The following is a 16,340-nucleotide window of genomic DNA, read 5'->3' as shown; positions in this document are numbered from 1 at the left end:
GCAGAAGCGAACAGGCTCTAACCGCGCTCCGCGATGATGTGGAGCGCCTGCGCGCCGCTGACGGGATGGTCGACCGGCAGCGCGCGAAAATCGGCGGGTTCTTCCGCGATCGCCTTGTCGAGCAAGGCGCGGTAACGCCGTCGCGGTACTTCGATCGCACCGAAGCTGCGCAGATGCTCGGTGACATATTGCGTGTCGAGCAGTTCGAAACCGCCGGCGATCAGCCGTGCCACCAGATGCACCAGCGCCACTTTCGAGGCGTCGCGGGCGCGATGAAACATGCTCTCGCCAAAGAAGGCACGGCCGAGATTGACGCCGTACAGTCCACCGACGAGATCGTCATTGGCCCAGACCTCGACGCTATGGCAATGGCCGAGTTCGTGCAGCCCGATATAGAGATCGCGAATGCGCTTGTTGATCCAGGTGTCGTGGCGTTCGGGCTGCGGCTCAGCACAGCCGGCGATGACGGCTTTGAACGCGGTGTCGACGGTGACGGTAAAGGCGTCCGAGCGCACGGTGCGCGCCAGGCGCGCGGAGACATGAAAGCCATCGAGCGGGATCAGCCCGCGCATTTCCGGCTCGACCCAGAACAGGGTCGGATCGTCGGCGCTCTCGGCCATCGGAAAAATGCCGCAGGCATAGGCGCGCAACAGCACTTCAGGCGTGATTTCGGAGGCGGCGGACTCGCGCGACGTCATGAGCGCGAGGATAGCAAAGCGAGAGCGGGCGTGCGATGGGGCCGGTGGCGTTTTCGAGTGGATGGGAATCCATTCGCATCAAGAAAATGCGCCGATGATAAATTGCCACAGTCCGGTCTGATCCGCATGGGCGTCAGCCTGCGGCGGCGTTGGCGGGCTTCGCGGCCGGTGCGTTGACGCGCGGGAACCGGACCACGATCCTGGTGCCGTCATGGTTCGCGTCGCGCTCCACGCCGGCGTCAAGCTTGGCCGCCATGGCGCTGACGATCCGCTGCCCCATGCCGGTCGAACGTGGGTCTGCCTTGGCGTTGACGCCGACGCCATCGTCGGTGATCGACAACACCACATCGTCGCCCTGCGTCGCGAGTTCGATATGAATGGGGCCGGCGCCGTCGGGATAGGCGTATTTGACGGCGTTCATCACCAGCTCGTTGACGATGATGCCGATGGCCACCGCGCGATCGGGATCGATCTCGACCGGTTCGGCCTTCAAGGTCAGCCGCGACATCCGGTTGCCCTCGGCGGAGCGCCGGAGGTCCTCCAGCAGGGCATCGAGATACTGGTTCAGGAGTACGCTCTTCAGGTCGTGCGAGGTGTAGAGTCTGCGATGGACCTGCGCCACCGCGGCGACGCGTCCCATCGCATTGGTCAGCGCCGCCTTGACGTCGTCCTGAGCGGCGGAACTCGCTTGCAGATGCAGCAGCGAGGCGATGATCTGCAAGCTGTTGCCGACGCGATGATTGACCTCGCGCAACAGCACCTCGCGCTCGGCGGCGAGCGCGGCGTAGCGGTCGCGCGAGGCATGGACCTCGGCTTCCGCCTCATCGCGGGCTTTCCGGACCTGCGCCTGACGCAACGCGCCGTCGACGGCCACATGAAGCAGCGGGATGAAATCGCCGCGCGCATCCTTCACCAGATAATCGGCGGCTCCGGCCTTCAGCGCGGTGACGGCGATGCTGGAATCCTGCGACGCAGTGACGAAAACCACCGGCGGCGCATCCGGGATCGTCATGATCCGTTCGAGGATTTCGAGGCCGTCGAGTCCGGGCATGTATTGATCGAGCGCCACGACATCGATGCCGCCTTGTTGCAGCCGCTCAAGCCCGGCATCGCCGCGCGTGGCATGGACAACGGCGAAGCCGTGCCGGGTCAGGCCGCGTTCAACCAGCCGGGCCAGCGCGTCGTCGTCGTCGATGTACAGCAGCGTGGTCGGCATGGCTTGGTTCATGTGGCGGCTTGCGGAACCTGAATCACGGAAAAGAACAGACCGAGCTGGCGAATGGCGTTGGCGAAGCTTTCGTAATTCACCGGCTTGGTGATGTAGACGTTGCAGCCGAGTTCGTAGCAGCGCTTGATCTCCTGGGAATCGTCGGTGGTCGTAAGCACGACGACCGGAGCGCATTTCAGGTATTTATTCTCCTTCACCCGGCGCAAGATATCGATACCTGTCATATCCGGCAGGTTGAGATCGAGCAAAATCAGCAGCGCGTCGTTGTGGTGGGCGAGGCCGGTTCCATCACTGCCGAACAGGTAATTTACCGCGTCTGTACCATTGGTGAACGGCACGATGTCGTTATTGACCCCGGAACGGCGAATGTTCCGCTCGATCAGGCGCGCGTGTCCCTCGTCGTCCTCGATCATGATGATGGTGACTGGCTTGTTCATTTATCGCGGTTCCGGTTACTGGCTGCCCAGGCGATGGGCAGTGTTATGGTGAAGGTGCTGCCATTGTGAAGCTCCGATGCAACCGACATGGTTCCACCGAGACGCCGGACCAGCGCCCGGACGTGGGCAAGTCCGATGCCTTGTCCAGGCTTGTCCTGTGTACCGGCGCGGCGGAACAATTCGAAAATCCTCTGGTGGTCCTTGGGGTCGATGCCGCGCCCGTTATCGGCCACTTCGAAGATCGCAAAGCCGAGCTTGGCGCGGCCGCGGATCGCGATGTCGCCGGGAACGCCGGGCTTGAGATATTTCAGCGCATTGTCGATCAAGTTGGAGAAAATCTGCTCGATCGCAAGACGGTCGCTGACGATATCCGGAAGCGGCTCGATGCGGATCTGCGCATTGGCCTCGGCGGCCTGATGGGCGACGGTCGCCGCGATGCCCTCGATCAGTTCGCGGGTATCGATCCGCACCGGATGGAACTCGCGCCGTCCCTCGCGGGTGAGATTGAGGATGGCGGAGATCAGGCGGTCCATCTTGGCGATCGACGACTTGATGAAGCCGAGCGCCTCGGCGTAATCCTGCGCGAGCTTCCTGTCCTCGCCGTCAAGGATCGCCTCGACGTCGCTGCCGTCGGCGGACACCAGCGGGGCGGAGTCCGGCGCCTGGCCAAGCGTTGCGATCCGCCGGAAGATATCGCCGCGCAATTGCTCGAGTTCGCTGGTGAAGCCCATGATGTTCACCAGCGGCGAGCGCAGATCATGGCTGACGATATAGGCGAAACGCTGGATTTCGTCGGTGGCTTCGCGGAGATCGGCCGTGCGTTCGCCGATCGCCGATTCGAGATTGAAGTTGGCGTCGCGCAATCTGGTTTCCGCCGAGTCGCGGGCGCGCGACGAGCGCTGCACCAGGAAGGCCGAAATCGCGCCAAGCGCGATCACGAGGCTGGAACCGAGGACGGTCACGATCGATGCCAGTTGTTCCGTGCGGTCCGCGATGGCCCGGCGCTGCGCGAACAGGCGATTTTCCTCGTCGCGCATCGCTCCGGTGATCCGGTTGATGGCCTCCGCGGCTTCGTTGAAACTGTTGTTGCGCAACACGGCAATGCCCGTTGCGACATCGTCATTTTTGACGCGATCGATGCCTCTTGTGAGTTCGGCTAGCCTGATCTCGACCGCTTTCCGCAGTTCAGCGCTGTTCTCGACCTCGACCGGATTGTCGCTGGTCAATTTGGCCAGATGGTCCAGGGCGGGGGGGATGCTTGCGGCCGCCGCTTCCTTTTCAGCGAGGAATTGCGGCGCCTGCGACAGCATGTAGGCCCGCGTGGCGCTTTCCGCACGGCGGATATCGAGCAGCAGGGCGTTGATCTGATTTTCCGACTCGACGGTGTGAACCACCCAGGCGTTATCCTTGCGGGACTGCGTGACCAGGATCACCGACAAGGTGCTGATCGCAATCAGCACGAAAAGTCCGGCGCAAAGCAGCAGGATCTGCCCGATGGAGCGGCGGCGGCGCGCGGTATCAAGCTTTGTGGATATATCGCTGGGCGAAATCAACGGTCCCCCGCCGGATGGTTCCCGGCAAGTCGAAACTCACGCCGGGACAAATGGTTCCCGGCGCGGCCCGATGATTTGATATATTCCGCAGGCGAAGAAGGACCGGCTTTCCTTAACCGGGCGGCTGGCCGGCGAGATACTGCTCCAGCCAGTGGATATGATAATCGCCATCGATGATGGCGGGTTCGCGGACCAGCGCCCGGAACAGCGGCAGCGTGGTTTCGATGCCTTCCACCACCATTTCGTCCAGCGCGCGCCTGAGCCGCATCAGGCATTCCGCACGGGTCTTGCCATGCACGATCAGCTTGCCCACCAGTGAGTCGTAATAAGGCGGGATGACGTAGCCCTGATAGACGGCGGAATCGATCCGCACCCCGAGGCCGCCCGGCGGATGGTATTGCGAGATCCGTCCCGGCGAGGGACGGAAGGTTTGCGGGTTTTCCGCGTTGACGCGGCATTCGATGGCGTGCCCGATGATGGCGATCTGATCCTGGGTCGCAGACAGTTCACCGCCGGCGGCGATTCGGATCTGTTCCAGCACGAGGTCGATGTCGGTGATCATCTCGGTGACGGGATGTTCGACCTGGATGCGGGTGTTCATCTCGATGAAATAGAATTCGCCGTCTTCGAACAGAAACTCGATGGTGCCGACACCGAGATATTTCATGTCCTGCATCGCCTTGGCGCAGATCCCGCCGATCCTGGCGCGCGCCTCCGCTGTAAGAACCGGCGAGGGGCCTTCTTCCCAGACCTTCTGGTGGCGCCGCTGCAATGAACAGTCGCGCTCGCCGAGGTGGATGGCGCCGCCACGGCCGTCGCCAAGAACCTGAATCTCGATGTGGCGCGGCTTCTGCAGGTATTTTTCCAGATAGACCGAGGCGTCGCCGAAGGCCGACTTCGCCTCATTGGAGGCGGTGGAAAGCGCAAGCTTCAAGTCGTCGGCGCTGTGCGCGACTTTCATGCCGCGTCCGCCGCCGCCGGCCGCCGCCTTCACCAATACTGGAAAGCCGATTTCCCTGGCGATCGCCATCGCGTCGTCGTCGGGAGAAACCGCGCCGTCGGAGCCCGGCACGACGGGAATGCCGAGCCGTCTGGCGGTCTTCTTGGCTTCGATCTTGTCGCCCATCAGGCGGATATGTTCGGCCTTGGGCCCGATGAAATGCAGGTTATGATCGGCCAGGATCTCGGCGAAACGGGCGTTTTCCGAAAGAAAACCGTAGCCGGGATGCACCGCGTCCGCGCCGGTGATCTCGCAGGCGGCCAGAAGCGCCGGCACGTTGAGATAGCTGTCCTTGGACGGCGGCGGCCCGATGCAGACGCTCTCGTCGGCAAGCCGCACATGCATGGCGTCGGCGTCGGCGGTGGAATGCACCGCGACGGTGGAAATGCCGAGTTCCTTGCACGCGCGCAACACGCGCAAGGCGATTTCGCCGCGATTGGCTATCAGGATTTTGTCGAACATGGTGTCCTTAAAGGGCGAATAGCGAATAGGGAGTAGCGAATAGAAAGGAAATTATTCGCCATTCGCTCCTTGCTCACTCAATAATCACCAGCGGCTCGCCGAATTCGACCGGCTGGCCGTCTTCGACCAGGATCTGTTTTACCGTGCCCGCGCGCGGCGACGGAATCTGGTTCATGGTCTTCATCGCTTCGATGATCAGCAAGGTCTGCCCGACTGATACTTTGCTGCCGACTTCGATGAACGGCTTGGCGCCGGGCTCCGGCGCCCAATAGGCGGTGCCGACCATCGGCGAGGTGACGGCCCCCGGATGCTTGGCGATATCCGTCACATCGGCAGCGCCAGATGCGACCGGCGCGGCGGCAACAGCCTGCATGGTTGCCGGCATCGATGCGGCGATGCTGATATTGCGCGCGACCCGTACCCGCAGGCCGGCGCGCTCGATCTCGATCTCGGTGAGGTTGGTTTCGTCGAGCAGCAGCGCCAGTTCGCGAATGAGTGCGCTGTCGTCGTTCTTGGATTTTGCGGATGTTTTGTCGTCAGGCTGACGCGCCATGATTTCTTGACTTTCTGTTTGGCGAAAGGCGTCAGGCTTTTGCCTTGACGCCGATCTTGGCGGCGAGGCCAATGATCGCGAGCCGGTAACCGTCGATGCCGAAGCCGGAAAGCGTTGCGAAAGCGGCCTTGGCGGTGAAGGAGTGGTGCCGGAAATTCTCGCGGGCGTGGATATTGCTGATGTGGACTTCGACCGCCGGGATTTTCACGGCCACCAGGGCATCGTGCAGCGCGATCGAGGTGTGCGAATAGGCCCCGGCATTGATGATGATGCCGGCCGCTTTCTTCGCATGCGCCTCGTGGATGAAATCGATCAGATCGCCTTCGCGATTGGACTGCCTGCAATCGGCTTTCAGGCCGAATTGCGCCGACGTCTCGGCGCAGAGCTTCTCGACATCGGCCAGCGTCGCATGGCCATAGGTTTCGGGTTCGCGAGTCCCCAGCAGATTGAGGTTCGGACCGTTGAGGACGTAGATTGTTTCGGCAGCTTTATTGGCCATCCAGATCCCGGCGATGTGGCGGTGGGTGCGGGCGTTATAGGTAACAACCGGCGCAAGGGGAAGCCTTCCGGCCCGGCTGTGGACGGCTCAAACACCTCATCCGGTTCATGAAAAGCCTGATGGAACCTACGGAAATTGCTTATTAACCAAGGTTAAAGAATAGTAAAGAGTGGCCGGTGGGCCGGGCATTGCGGCCCGCCCGGCCGGCCGTTCTCGTGAAAACATCAGGCGTTGAGGACGGCGACGATCTCGAAGGTATCGGGATCGATCACCACGATCTCATCCCGCACCAGGACAAAATTATACCCGCGCCACTCGGGATAGACGGTGACGACATCCGCCGGGAGCGGGTGGAAAGCGACGTCGCGTGGGACGCGGGTGCCGACCGAAACCGAGAAGTTCACATTGTCTGCGGGCGCCACGTGCTGATTGCGGATCACGGTCGTGATCCTGGTGCGCTGCTCGGTCGAGAGCTTCGCACCGGCGCCAGCCTGGCCGACGGTCTGAGACTTGTTTTCATCCCGAGACTCCGCATTCATGGAGCCGTTGCGGTCCTGACGCCCCTCGGCCTTCCTATCGTCGTTACGGCCGGTGGTGCCGTTCTCGGAGTTCACGCTCTTCGATCTGTCACCTCGCATGGTTTCATCGGCGCGCTGATTGCCGCCGGCGGCCGGCGACTTTTCCTCCGATTGGGAGGACGTCATGCCGGGTTGGGTCGCATCATGGTTCATCTGGGTTGCCGAACCTGCGCCGCGATCGGACGACGGAGCGCTCGGCTGAACGGAAGAACCGGCTGACGGTGCTTCGCGGCTCATGCCGGTGCCTTGCGCATTGGCAAATCCGGTTCCGGCAATCAGTGCGGCTGCAGCAACCGTTATCTTGAAGCGATTCATCATCGAGTTTCTCCTCGCACATTTGCATTGCCCACCGACCAACGACAGACGATGTGCGATGTTCCTCGCGATCTCGCATTCCACCGGTTTCATCGCATGAATGTACGATGAACGTGGTGTGTTACAGGCTGCGCAAAAAATAAAGCCGGCGGTGCAACCGCCGACTTTCACCGATGCGACGATGCGCGCCGGAACTAAGAACAGGTCTCCTTGCCGCAGCGGGCGAGCGCGATCTTTTCCTTGAGACCGTCCAGCCCGATCGCACCGACCACGACTTGCTTGCCGATGACATAGCTCGGCGTACCGTTCATGCCCATGGCTTCGGCGAGCTTCATGTTCTCTTCGATCGTGGCCTTCACTTCAGGGCTCACCATGTCCTTTTCGATCCGCGCCATGTCGAGGCCGGCGTCCTTGGCCGCCGCCAAAGCATGCGCCTTGTCGGCCGGGCCGCGGCCGCCGAGCAGCTTCTGGTGGAAATCGAGATATTTCTTGCCGCCGGGATCCTGCATGCGGACGGCTACCGCGACCTGGGCCGCTTCGACCGAGCCGGGGCTCAGGACCGGAAACTCCTTCAGCACCACCTTGAGCTTCGGATCGGTCTTCATCAGGTCGAGCATGTCGGCCATCGCGCGTTTGCAATAGCCGCAATTGTAGTCGAAGAACTCGACAAAGGTGACGTCGCCGTCCTTGTTGCCAAGCATGACGCCATGCGGCGAATTGAAGATCGTGTCGGCGTTTTCGGCGACGCTCGCTTCGTGCTTCTGGGCGTCTTCGGCGGCCTGGCGCTTGCTCAATTCGGCCATGGCCTCTTCCAGCACTTCGGGATGCGAGACCAGGTAATTCTTGATGATCACCTCGATGTCGCTCTTCTGGGTGTCGGAGAAGCTCTGCGCCGACGCGGCTGGCGGTGCGGCGCAGAGCGCCAGCGCGAACAGGGCGGGAGCGAGCAGGCGGAACGAAGGCATTGGCGAATCCTCTGGGTGAGAGATAAGGTTTTCTGGAAGGCTGGTTTTCGAAAACCTTTATAGCTTGGATTGAGCTGTTGGCTTGAGTTAACGCGCGTCTCGTCTCAATCGTCCTACTGGCCGGACATCGGCTTGGCAGTGACGATGTCGTCAGCCTTGACCCAGCCGGGCGTGCCGACAGCGAAACGAGTCTTGGCGCGAGACGCGAGATCGCGCGCGGTCTTGTTGTCGCCGCGAAGATAGGCGGCTTGCGCCGAGGCCAGATCGGCCTCCGCATAGTCTCCTTTCCGGGCATAAGCCATTGCGAGCTGCATATAGCCCAGCGGCGCCTCGGTTTCCCGGCCAACCGCCGCCCGCAGAATCGCAATCGCTTCCGCAGAGTAGGCGTTATTATCGGTTCCCACGAGCGCCTGCCCAAGTAACATCTCGATGAGCGGCGCGTTATTGGAAAGCTGCACCGCCTTGCGCAGCGGAGCGATCGCTTCCGCGGGCTTGCCGCCTTCCAGCAGCGCCTGGCCGCGCAATTCGTAGAAATAGGGGTTATTGGGCTGCACTTGGATCAGCCCGTCGATCTGGGCGAGCGCGCTGCGCAAGTCGCCGTGGCGATAGGTCGCAATGGCGTGGGCGTAGCGTGCGGGCAGGCTGGTGTCCGACAGCGGATAGCGTCGGTAGACCGTGTCCTGGCGTTCCATGAAGGCCGAGATCTTGGCGCGCACCATGTCATGGCGCAATTGCAGCGCCGGATCGTCCTTCTTGTCCCAGTACGGACTCGACCTTGCGATTCCCTCCAGCGCGGCGACGCGATCGGCCGGCATCGGGTGGGACTGGACATAGGGGTCGGCGCCGTAGGAGGCGAACAGGCTGTCATTGGTGAAGCGCTTGAAGGTGTCGTACATGCCTTTCGGGGACTGGCCGGTTGCGGTCAGAAACTTCACGCCGGCGCGGTCCGCGTTCTCCTCCTGCTGGCGCTGGTAGGAAAGCAGCGAACGGCGGATCACTTCCTGCGGCGCGGAAAGCGCGGCGGCGCCCGCATTGGCCAGGCCGCCATCGCCACCGCCTCGTGCGGCGCCCGCCGCCAGCGCGCCGGCGCCGAGCAGCATGGCGATCACCATCTGGGTCTGCGCATTGGCCAGTTGCTGGCGCAGCCTGGCGAGGTGGCCTCCGGCAAGGTGCCCGGTTTCATGCGCCAGCACGCCGATCAATTGGTTCGGGGTCTCCGACTGCAGGATCGCGCCGTAATTTACGAAAATACGGTGCCCGTCGGCGACGAACGCGTTGAACACGCTTTCGTTGATGATCACGACCTGGATGTTCTGCTTTTCCAGCCCCGCGGTCCGCAGGATCGGCCGGGTATAGTCCCGCAACAATTGCTCCGCCTCGGCATCGCGGATGATCGGCGGTCCTTTGCTCGCTTCTTCCTGCGCAACACCCGGTATCGGGGCGAGGGCGAGCGACACCGCGGCGGCGAGAGCGGTCAATTTCGGTATCTTGGCGCCGGTGGCCATGCGCAGCAGCATCGGGCGGTCTTTAATCGTTGGCGGCAGGTCGGATACAATATATGCCCTAACAAGCTGCGGAATACGGCCAGTCTGGGGCGCTCATCGGCGATGCCGGGAGAGATAGCAGATATCGATGCTTGATGCGACATTGAGAGACCGGGCCCGGAGCCTTCTGACGGCCTCCCGCCGAAGCGACGTTCCACCGTTCATGGTGATGGACGTGATGGCTGCGGCGGCGCGCATCGAAGCCTCCGGCGGCCACGTCATTCACATGGAGGTGGGGCAGCCGGCTGCGCCGGCACCGAGAGCGGCGATCGCGGCGGCGCATGCCGCGCTCGAGAGCGAACGAATCGATTATACCTCCGCGCTGGGTATTCCCTCGCTGCGCGCGCGCATCGCGCGGCATTACCGCGAGACCTACCGTTGCGCGGTGGACGCGGAACGGATCGTCGTCACCACCGGCTCGTCCGGCGCCTTCATCCTGGCGTTCCTTGCCATGTTCGAGCCGGGCGACCGTGTCGCGGTGACCGTGCCCGGTTACCCGCCCTATCGCCATATCCTCAACGCGCTCGGTTGCGAGCCGGTGCTGATCGAGACCTCAAGCGAAACCCGCCACGCTTTGACCGGGGAGGCGCTGCTGGCGGCTCACCGGGAGCGGCCTTTGCAGGGCGTCCTGGTGGCAAGCCCGGCCAATCCCACGGGCACCATGATGTCGCGCGAGGCGCTCGCCAGCCTGATGACGGCCGCGGAAGCCGCGGGCATCCGTTTCATTTCTGACGAGATCTATCATGGTCTCGACTATGCGTTTCCCGCGGTGACGGCGGCGGAACTTTCGCCGCAGGCGCTCGTGATCAATTCGTTCTCGAAATATTTCTGCATGACCGGCTGGCGGATCGGCTGGATGGTGGTGCCCGAGCCATTGGTGCGGCCGATCGAACGGCTACAGCAGAATCTTTCCATTTCGGTTCCGACGCTGTCGCAGATCGCCGCCGAGGCGGCGTTCGAGGGCCGCGAAGAGATGGAGGCGATCAAGCGCGGCTATCTCGAAAACCGCCGTATCCTGATCGAGGGCCTGCCGCAGGCCGGCCTCACCGATTTCCTTCCCGCGGACGGCGCATTTTACCTCTACGCCGACGTATCGAAGTTCACCTCCGACAGCTTCGCCTTTGCCGGCGAAATGCTGGAAAAAGCGCATGTCGCGGCAACCCCCGGCATCGATTTCGATCCGGTGCATGGCCGCGCTTTCATACGGTTTTCCTATGCGCGCTCGGCCGGAGAGATGCACGAGGCCGTCGAACGCATCACCCGGTGGCTCCGATAGCGCAGGGCCGCCCCCGTCCGCCTGCATAGGACTGGAAGAAGGTTCCATTGACTCTGCCAACTCCTTGATTTTGGTAGTGTCCGGGGCGGTCGCCGGGGCGCGGCGACGGCAGATCATCAAGATCCACGGCAAGATCCACGGGGTGAGTGAAATATCATGACGACAATGACCGCAACCGGGGTGCCCGCACGCGCGGCAAGACCCTGGTATAAAATACTTTATCTCCAGGTTCTGGTGGCCATCGTGCTCGGCGTCGTGGTCGGCTGGCTGTGGCCTCATCTCGCGACCAATGACTGGATCAAGGGGCTCGGCGACGGCTTCATCAAGCTGATCAAGATGGTGATCGCGCCGATCATCTTCTGCACGGTGGTGTCGGGCATCTCCCATATCCAGGACGCCAGGAAAGTCGGCCGCGTCGGCGTCAAGGCGCTGGTCTATTTCGAGGTCGTTTCCTCCTTCGCGCTGATTATCGGCCTGCTGGTGGGCAATCTGATCCCGGTCGGCCGCGGCCTTGCGGCGCACCCCGACGCCGCGGCGGTGGCCGCTTACGTCAAGCAGGCGGAATCGCAGAAGGCGGTCGATTTCGTCCTCAACATCATTCCGGACAGCGTGGTCGGCGCACTCGCGCGCGGCGATATCCTGCAGGTGCTGCTGTTCGCCATCCTGTTCGGCTTCGCGCTGATGGCGATGGGCGAACGCGGCTACCGGCTGCGCGATATCATCGACGACACCTCGCATGCGGTGTTCGGCGTGATCGGCATTGTCATGAAAGCGGCGCCGCTCGGCGCGTTCGGCGCGATGGCCTATACCATCGGCAGGTTCGGCCCGGCCGCGCTCGGCAATCTGATCGGATTGATCGCGCTGTTCTACGCCACGGCTGCGTTGTTCGTCATCATCGTGCTCGGCCTGATCGCGCGCATGGTCGGCTTCAACATTTTCAAGTTCGTCGCCTACATCAAGGACGAACTCCTGATCGTGCTCGGCACCAGCTCTTCCGAAAGCGCGCTGCCGCAATTGATGGAGAAGCTCGAACGGCTCGGCTGTTCGAAATCGGTGGTGGGCCTGGTGGTGCCGACCGGTTATTCGTTCAACCTGGACGGTACCAACATCTACATGACGCTGGCCACGCTGTTCATCGCGCAGGCGCTCGGCGTCGATTTGACGTTCACGCAGCAGCTCACCATCCTGGTGGTGGCGATGTTGACGTCGAAGGGCGCCAGCGGCGTCACCGGCGCGGGTTTCATCACGCTGGCGGCGACGCTCACGGTGGTCAATCCGGCGCTGGTGCCCGGCATGGCGATCGTGTTCTCGATCGACAAGTTCATGAGCGAGGTCCGCGCGCTCACCAACATCATCGGCAACGGCGTCGCGTCGGTGTTCGTGTCGTGGTGGGAAGGCGAGCTCGATCGCGACCGGCTGCACGCCGCTCTCAACCAGACCGTCGACGTGTCGGATCTGAAAACGGCCGTTACGACGGGGTAGCTGCCGGGCGTGGCATCGTCCACGTTCGGTTGTTCCTGCCGGGAGCAACGATACGATCGCTCGGACCGCAACATCGGGATTCGGTTCTGCTTCAATCAGAACCGAACCGGGCTCTAACATTTTTTGACGCGTTTTCTTTCACGCGAACCGGAATCCACTTCGCTCGAAAACGCTATAGTGTGTATCGTAGCCATAGAGAGCAGGAGACTGCGCAATGTTTATTGCCATGAACCGTTTCCGCGTCGCCAAGGGGTCCGAAGCTGCGTTCGAGCAGGTCTGGTTGTCGCGCGATAGCCATCTCGACAAGGTGCCTGGCTTTGTCGAGTTCCACCTTCTCAAAGGTCCGGAGGCCGAGGACCACACGCTGTATGCTTCTCACACAGTTTGGGAGAACCGCGCCGTCTTTGAAGCATGGACCAAGTCGGAGGCTTTCCGCGCGGCGCACAGCCGGGCGGGGGACAACAAGCCGCTGTATCTGGATCACCCACAGTTCGAAGGGTTTGAGGTGCGCCAGACCGTTGGGCGCTAACGTCGAAGCTTGCGTCAGGAGTCCCCGGATGTGTCGTTTCTCGCCGCGTGCTTTGGTCGTGGCGTCATTTTTTTCCATCGCCGCCGTCGTGCTTGCCGGGCTCAGTCCCCGGCCGGCGATGGCCTATCCGGATCGTCCGATCCATCTGCTGGTGCCTTATCCGGCTGGCGGGCCAAATGATGTGATCGCGCGTCTCATCGCCAACAAGCTCGACGATAAATTCGGCCAGCAGGTCGTCGTGGAAAATCGCCCCGGCGGCAGCGGCAATACCGCCGTCATCGCCGCCGCCCGCGCCGCGCCGGACGGCTACACGCTGGTGCTTCCCGCCATGACCTATGCGGTCAATCCGTCGCTGTTCTCGGATGTAGGCTATGCGTTCGATCAGCTCGTGCCGGTCTCGATCGTGACGCAGGGACCGCTGGTGCTGGTGGCGCATCCCTCGCTCGGTGTGAAATCGGTGCAGGAGCTGATCGCGCTGGCGAAGGCGCAGCCGGGCAAGATCAATTACGGCTCGGGTGGCGTCGGCAGTTCGCCCCATCTCGCGGCCGAACTGTTCAAGCAGGCCGCCGGAATCGACTTGCGGCACATTCCCTACAAGGGCACCAACGACCTGATCGCCGATCTTCTGACCGGAAGGGTGCCGGTTGTTTTTCTCAGCCCGCTGATCGCGAGGCAGCATGTGGCGGATGGCGAGGTGGTCGCGCTCGGCATCACTTCGGCGCAACGCTCCCCGACCTGGCCGCAGACGCCGACCATCGCCGAAGCCGGCGTGCCGGGCTATGAAATGCAGGCTTGGTATACGGTTCTGGCGCCGAGAGGCACGCCGAAGGATGTGGTCGACAAGCTGAGCGAGGCGATCGCGGAGGCCGTGAAATCGCCGGACGTGAGCAGCAAGCTGGAGACGCTCGGCAATGTGCCTTACGGCAGCACCGCGGCCGAAGCGCAGGCCTACATCGATGCGGAAAGCAAGCGCTGGCATGAGATCATCCGCGCCGCCGGCATCGTTCCCGAATAAGACGAGGCTGGGGAGATTCGCATGAGTTTCGATCTCGTGCTGCGCGGCGGCACGCTCCATGACGGCAGCGGGCGGCCCGGTGAACGCGGCGACCTGGCGGTCACCGACGGCCGTATCGCCGCGATCGGCGATGTATCCGGCCCGGCCAAGCGAGAGATCGACGTATCCGGGCTGGCCGTGGCGCCCGGCTTCATCGACATCAAGACCCATTCGGATTTTACCCTGCCGATCAACCCGAAGGCGGAAAGCAAGGTGCGCCAGGGCGTCACCACGGAGGTGATCGGCCATTGTGGTTTCTCGGTCGCGCCGGTGCTGCCGGGGAAGGTGGATCTGCTGCGCGATTATCTTTCGCCGAGCGCGCCCTGGCTGTCGTTCCGCGAGCAGAGTTTCGCCGAATATCTCGACAGCTTCCCGGCGACCGCGGTGAATGCCGGAATGCTGGTCGGCCACAACACCTTGCGTCTGATGGTGATGGGCATGGAAAACCGCGTGCCCACCGCAATCGAGCTTAAGGCGATGTGTGATCTGCTGGAAGACGGCCTTCGCGCCGGCGCGCTCGGCCTGTCGTCCGGGTTGTTCACCGCGCCCGGCTCCTACGCTGCGCCGGAGGAGATGATCGCGCTGTGCCAGGTGGTGAAGCGGCACCATGCGGGCTACTTCACGCATATTCGCGACGAATCGAACCGTGTGCTGGAGGCGGTGCAGGAAGCGATCCAGGTCGCCGAGAGCTGTGGCGTCCATGTCGAGATCGTGCATTTCAAATGTTCGGGCGTCGACAATTGGGGCAAGGCGGTGCGCGGGCTGGCCATGATCGGCGAGGCCAAGGCGCGTGGCGTCGATGTCGACTGCGATGCCTACCCTTATACGGCCGGCAGCAATCCGCTGAAGAATCTGATGCCGCAATGGGTGCAGGCCGGCGGCGTGCCGGCCATGCTGGAGCGGCTGCATCTGCCCGAGACCCGTACGCGGATTCGCGACGACATCGCGCGCGACGGCCTCAACAATTGGGGCCGGATTCCGGACTGGGATTGTGTGCGGATTTCGATCTCGCCGCACGTTTCGCAGCACGCCGGCCGCACTATCGCGGATCTCGCCCGCGAACGCAGCGCCGATCCGGTCGATGTCGTCTGCGACTACCTGATCGAGGACAAGGCCGCCACGCGCGTGCTGGTGACGTCGATTTCGGAAGAGGATGTGCGCGACATTCTGCGTTCGCCGCTGGCGCTGGTCGGGTCCGACGGCAATTGCGTGGCCGATTACGGCATCACCAGCCAGGGCCAGCCGCATCCGCGCTTCTACGGCACATTCCCGCGGATCCTCGGCCATTACGTCGGCGAGCTATCGCTGGTCCCGCTCGAATTCGCCATCCACAAGATGACCGGCGCCGTGGCGCGCGCGCTCAAGCTCGCCGACCGCGGTCTCCTGAAGGTAGGGCATCGGGCCGACGTGGCGGTCTTCGATCCCGCGGACTTCAAGGACCGGGCGACTTACGACCATCCGCATCGCTATCCTTCCGGCAATCGCACGACCGTGCTCGTCAACGGCGTGTTAGTCGTCGAAAATGCAGCCCATACCGGCGCGCTTCCCGGAACGGTGCTGAGGCGCGATGCAGCTGGCGATGTTGTCTGAGCCCGTGAACCGACGCGCGTGGTGGCGCAGGCCGATCGTGCAATGGCTGTACAGCGACGTTTAACGACGTCGCGTGCGAATCCGGAGAAACCGCTCCAACAAAAACCGCCCGGTTTTGCCGGGCGGTTTCGATCGTTAGCAGGTGATAACGGCTATTAGCCGCCGCCGAACCGGCGCGACCACCAGCCCGCCTTGCGCGTCTGGGCTTCGCCTGTTGTCGCTTCGGGGCTCGGCTCGGAAGCCGGCTGCACCGGGGCAGGGGCCGCCGGCGGTTCGGGCTGAATCTGCTCGACGGGCGCTGCCGCTGCCGGCGGGGCGTTGCTTACGAAGCTCACCTTTTCGCGGACGGTTGACCGCCGCCGCGCCATCATCTTGTCGGTCTCGTGAGCGCTTTCCTCGGGCGCGGTGCTGTGGGCCGGTTCAGGCTCGGCCCGATAGGCGGGCTGTGCTGCGGCCGGAGGCGCAATGGTTTCGGGTTGAACGAGCGGCAAGGAAGGCTCGGCCGAAACCCCGTCGAAATCGGCAACCGCGTCTGAGGCTTCCGGCGCCGACATCGGCCCGAGCTCGTCGGCGATCG

Annotated in this window: 15 protein-coding genes and 1 pseudogene; 5 read left to right on the top strand and 11 right to left on the bottom strand. The window is 63.0% G+C overall.

What is annotated here, in order from left to right; genetic code table 11:
• Positions 1-17: 17 nt before the first annotated feature.
• From aat to HB630_RS21615, 10 genes are all read right to left on the bottom strand, one after another.
• A complete protein-coding gene (gene aat / locus HB630_RS21660) occupies positions 18-698 on the bottom strand; it encodes a leucyl/phenylalanyl-tRNA--protein transferase (protein ID WP_213774483.1) in 681 nt (226 codons plus the stop codon).
• A 133-nt stretch (positions 699-831) separates the two neighbouring features.
• Positions 832-1,926 carry a response regulator gene (locus tag HB630_RS21655; RefSeq protein WP_213774481.1) on the bottom strand — a complete coding sequence of 365 codons (1,095 nt, stop codon included), beginning with the start codon at positions 1,924-1,926 and terminating at the stop codon, positions 832-834.
• A complete protein-coding gene (locus HB630_RS21650) occupies positions 1,923-2,363 on the bottom strand; it encodes a response regulator (protein ID WP_213774479.1) in 441 nt (146 codons plus the stop codon). Before HB630_RS21650 ends, HB630_RS21655 begins: the two co-directional genes overlap by 4 nt.
• Positions 2,360-3,916: a CHASE3 domain-containing protein gene (locus tag HB630_RS21645; RefSeq protein ID WP_218626214.1), complete on the bottom strand. Its 1,557-nt coding sequence runs from the start codon at positions 3,914-3,916 to the stop codon at positions 2,360-2,362. The genes HB630_RS21650 and HB630_RS21645 overlap by 4 nt, the downstream gene beginning before the upstream one ends.
• Positions 3,917-4,028: 112 nt before the next feature.
• Positions 4,029-5,378, bottom strand: coding sequence for an acetyl-CoA carboxylase biotin carboxylase subunit (gene accC, locus HB630_RS21640; RefSeq protein ID WP_213774477.1), 1,350 nt, complete (start codon positions 5,376-5,378; stop codon positions 4,029-4,031).
• A gap of 73 nt (positions 5,379-5,451) precedes the next feature.
• Positions 5,452-5,931, bottom strand: a complete 480-nt coding sequence (gene accB, locus HB630_RS21635) for an acetyl-CoA carboxylase biotin carboxyl carrier protein (protein ID WP_213774475.1) — start codon at positions 5,929-5,931, stop codon at positions 5,452-5,454.
• Positions 5,932-5,962: 31 nt separating this feature from the next.
• Positions 5,963-6,430, bottom strand: a complete 468-nt coding sequence (gene aroQ, locus HB630_RS21630; protein ID WP_213774473.1) for a type II 3-dehydroquinate dehydratase — start codon at positions 6,428-6,430, stop codon at positions 5,963-5,965.
• Between the two features lie 224 nt (positions 6,431-6,654).
• The gene (locus tag HB630_RS21625; RefSeq protein WP_346656123.1) at positions 6,655-7,494 is read right to left on the bottom strand and encodes a DUF1236 domain-containing protein; all 840 of its coding nucleotides are present in this window, start codon (positions 7,492-7,494) and stop codon (positions 6,655-6,657) included.
• A 23-nt stretch (positions 7,495-7,517) separates the two neighbouring features.
• Positions 7,518-8,288, bottom strand: coding sequence for a DsbA family protein (locus HB630_RS21620; RefSeq protein WP_213774471.1), 771 nt, complete (start codon positions 8,286-8,288; stop codon positions 7,518-7,520).
• A gap of 113 nt (positions 8,289-8,401) precedes the next feature.
• Complete coding sequence (locus HB630_RS21615; protein WP_213774469.1) at positions 8,402-9,805, bottom strand: M48 family metalloprotease; 1,404 nt, start codon at positions 9,803-9,805, stop codon at positions 8,402-8,404.
• A gap of 115 nt (positions 9,806-9,920) precedes the next feature.
• Here HB630_RS21615 and HB630_RS21610 point away from each other — a divergent pair, with 115 nt between their 5' ends.
• From HB630_RS21610 to HB630_RS21590, 5 genes are all read left to right on the top strand, one after another.
• Entirely contained in the window at positions 9,921-11,108 is a 1,188-nt protein-coding gene (locus tag HB630_RS21610) for an aminotransferase class I/II-fold pyridoxal phosphate-dependent enzyme (protein WP_213774467.1), read from the top strand.
• Between the two features lie 156 nt (positions 11,109-11,264).
• Positions 11,265-12,590, top strand: a complete 1,326-nt coding sequence (dctA, locus tag HB630_RS21605; protein WP_213774465.1) for a C4-dicarboxylate transporter DctA — start codon at positions 11,265-11,267, stop codon at positions 12,588-12,590.
• Positions 12,591-12,804: 214 nt separating this feature from the next.
• Complete coding sequence (locus HB630_RS21600) at positions 12,805-13,119, top strand: antibiotic biosynthesis monooxygenase (RefSeq protein WP_213774463.1); 315 nt, start codon at positions 12,805-12,807, stop codon at positions 13,117-13,119.
• A gap of 28 nt (positions 13,120-13,147) precedes the next feature.
• Positions 13,148-14,134, top strand: a complete 987-nt coding sequence (locus HB630_RS21595; RefSeq protein WP_213774461.1) for a tripartite tricarboxylate transporter substrate binding protein — start codon at positions 13,148-13,150, stop codon at positions 14,132-14,134.
• A gap of 21 nt (positions 14,135-14,155) precedes the next feature.
• Positions 14,156-15,763 (top strand): D-aminoacylase, encoded by a 1,608-nt coding sequence (locus HB630_RS21590; protein ID WP_213774460.1) that lies wholly within the window; start codon positions 14,156-14,158, stop codon positions 15,761-15,763.
• Between the two features lie 155 nt (positions 15,764-15,918).
• Here the strand turns inward: HB630_RS21590 and HB630_RS21585 are convergent.
• Positions 15,919-16,340, bottom strand: a pseudogene (locus HB630_RS21585) (ribonuclease E/G); the annotation flags it as partial.

It is taken from the genome of Bradyrhizobium sp. dw_78, assembly GCF_018449525.1.
Lineage (GTDB): Bacteria > Pseudomonadota > Alphaproteobacteria > Rhizobiales > Xanthobacteraceae > Bradyrhizobium.
The sequence above is the reverse complement of the archived record's forward strand: the minus strand, read 5'-3'. Positions and strand labels throughout refer to the sequence as shown.

Coding starts and splice junctions, on each gene's coding strand:
- HB630_RS21655 (WP_213774481.1), bottom strand. CDS start 1,926: ATGAACCAAGCCATGCCGACCACGCTGCTGTACATCGACGACGACGAC.
- HB630_RS21610 (WP_213774467.1), top strand. CDS start 9,921: ATGCTTGATGCGACATTGAGAGACCGGGCCCGGAGCCTTCTGACGGCC.
- HB630_RS21590 (WP_213774460.1), top strand. CDS start 14,156: ATGAGTTTCGATCTCGTGCTGCGCGGCGGCACGCTCCATGACGGCAGC.
- HB630_RS21650 (WP_213774479.1), bottom strand. CDS start 2,363: ATGAACAAGCCAGTCACCATCATCATGATCGAGGACGACGAGGGACAC.
- HB630_RS21595 (WP_213774461.1), top strand. CDS start 13,148: ATGTGTCGTTTCTCGCCGCGTGCTTTGGTCGTGGCGTCATTTTTTTCC.
- HB630_RS21620 (WP_213774471.1), bottom strand. CDS start 8,288: ATGCCTTCGTTCCGCCTGCTCGCTCCCGCCCTGTTCGCGCTGGCGCTC.
- aat (WP_213774483.1), bottom strand. CDS start 698: ATGACGTCGCGCGAGTCCGCCGCCTCCGAAATCACGCCTGAAGTGCTG.
- accB (WP_213774475.1), bottom strand. CDS start 5,931: ATGGCGCGTCAGCCTGACGACAAAACATCCGCAAAATCCAAGAACGAC.
- aroQ (WP_213774473.1), bottom strand. CDS start 6,430: ATGGCCAATAAAGCTGCCGAAACAATCTACGTCCTCAACGGTCCGAAC.
- accC (WP_213774477.1), bottom strand. CDS start 5,378: ATGTTCGACAAAATCCTGATAGCCAATCGCGGCGAAATCGCCTTGCGC.
- HB630_RS21615 (WP_213774469.1), bottom strand. CDS start 9,805: ATGCTGCTGCGCATGGCCACCGGCGCCAAGATACCGAAATTGACCGCT.
- HB630_RS21600 (WP_213774463.1), top strand. CDS start 12,805: ATGTTTATTGCCATGAACCGTTTCCGCGTCGCCAAGGGGTCCGAAGCT.
- dctA (WP_213774465.1), top strand. CDS start 11,265: ATGACGACAATGACCGCAACCGGGGTGCCCGCACGCGCGGCAAGACCC.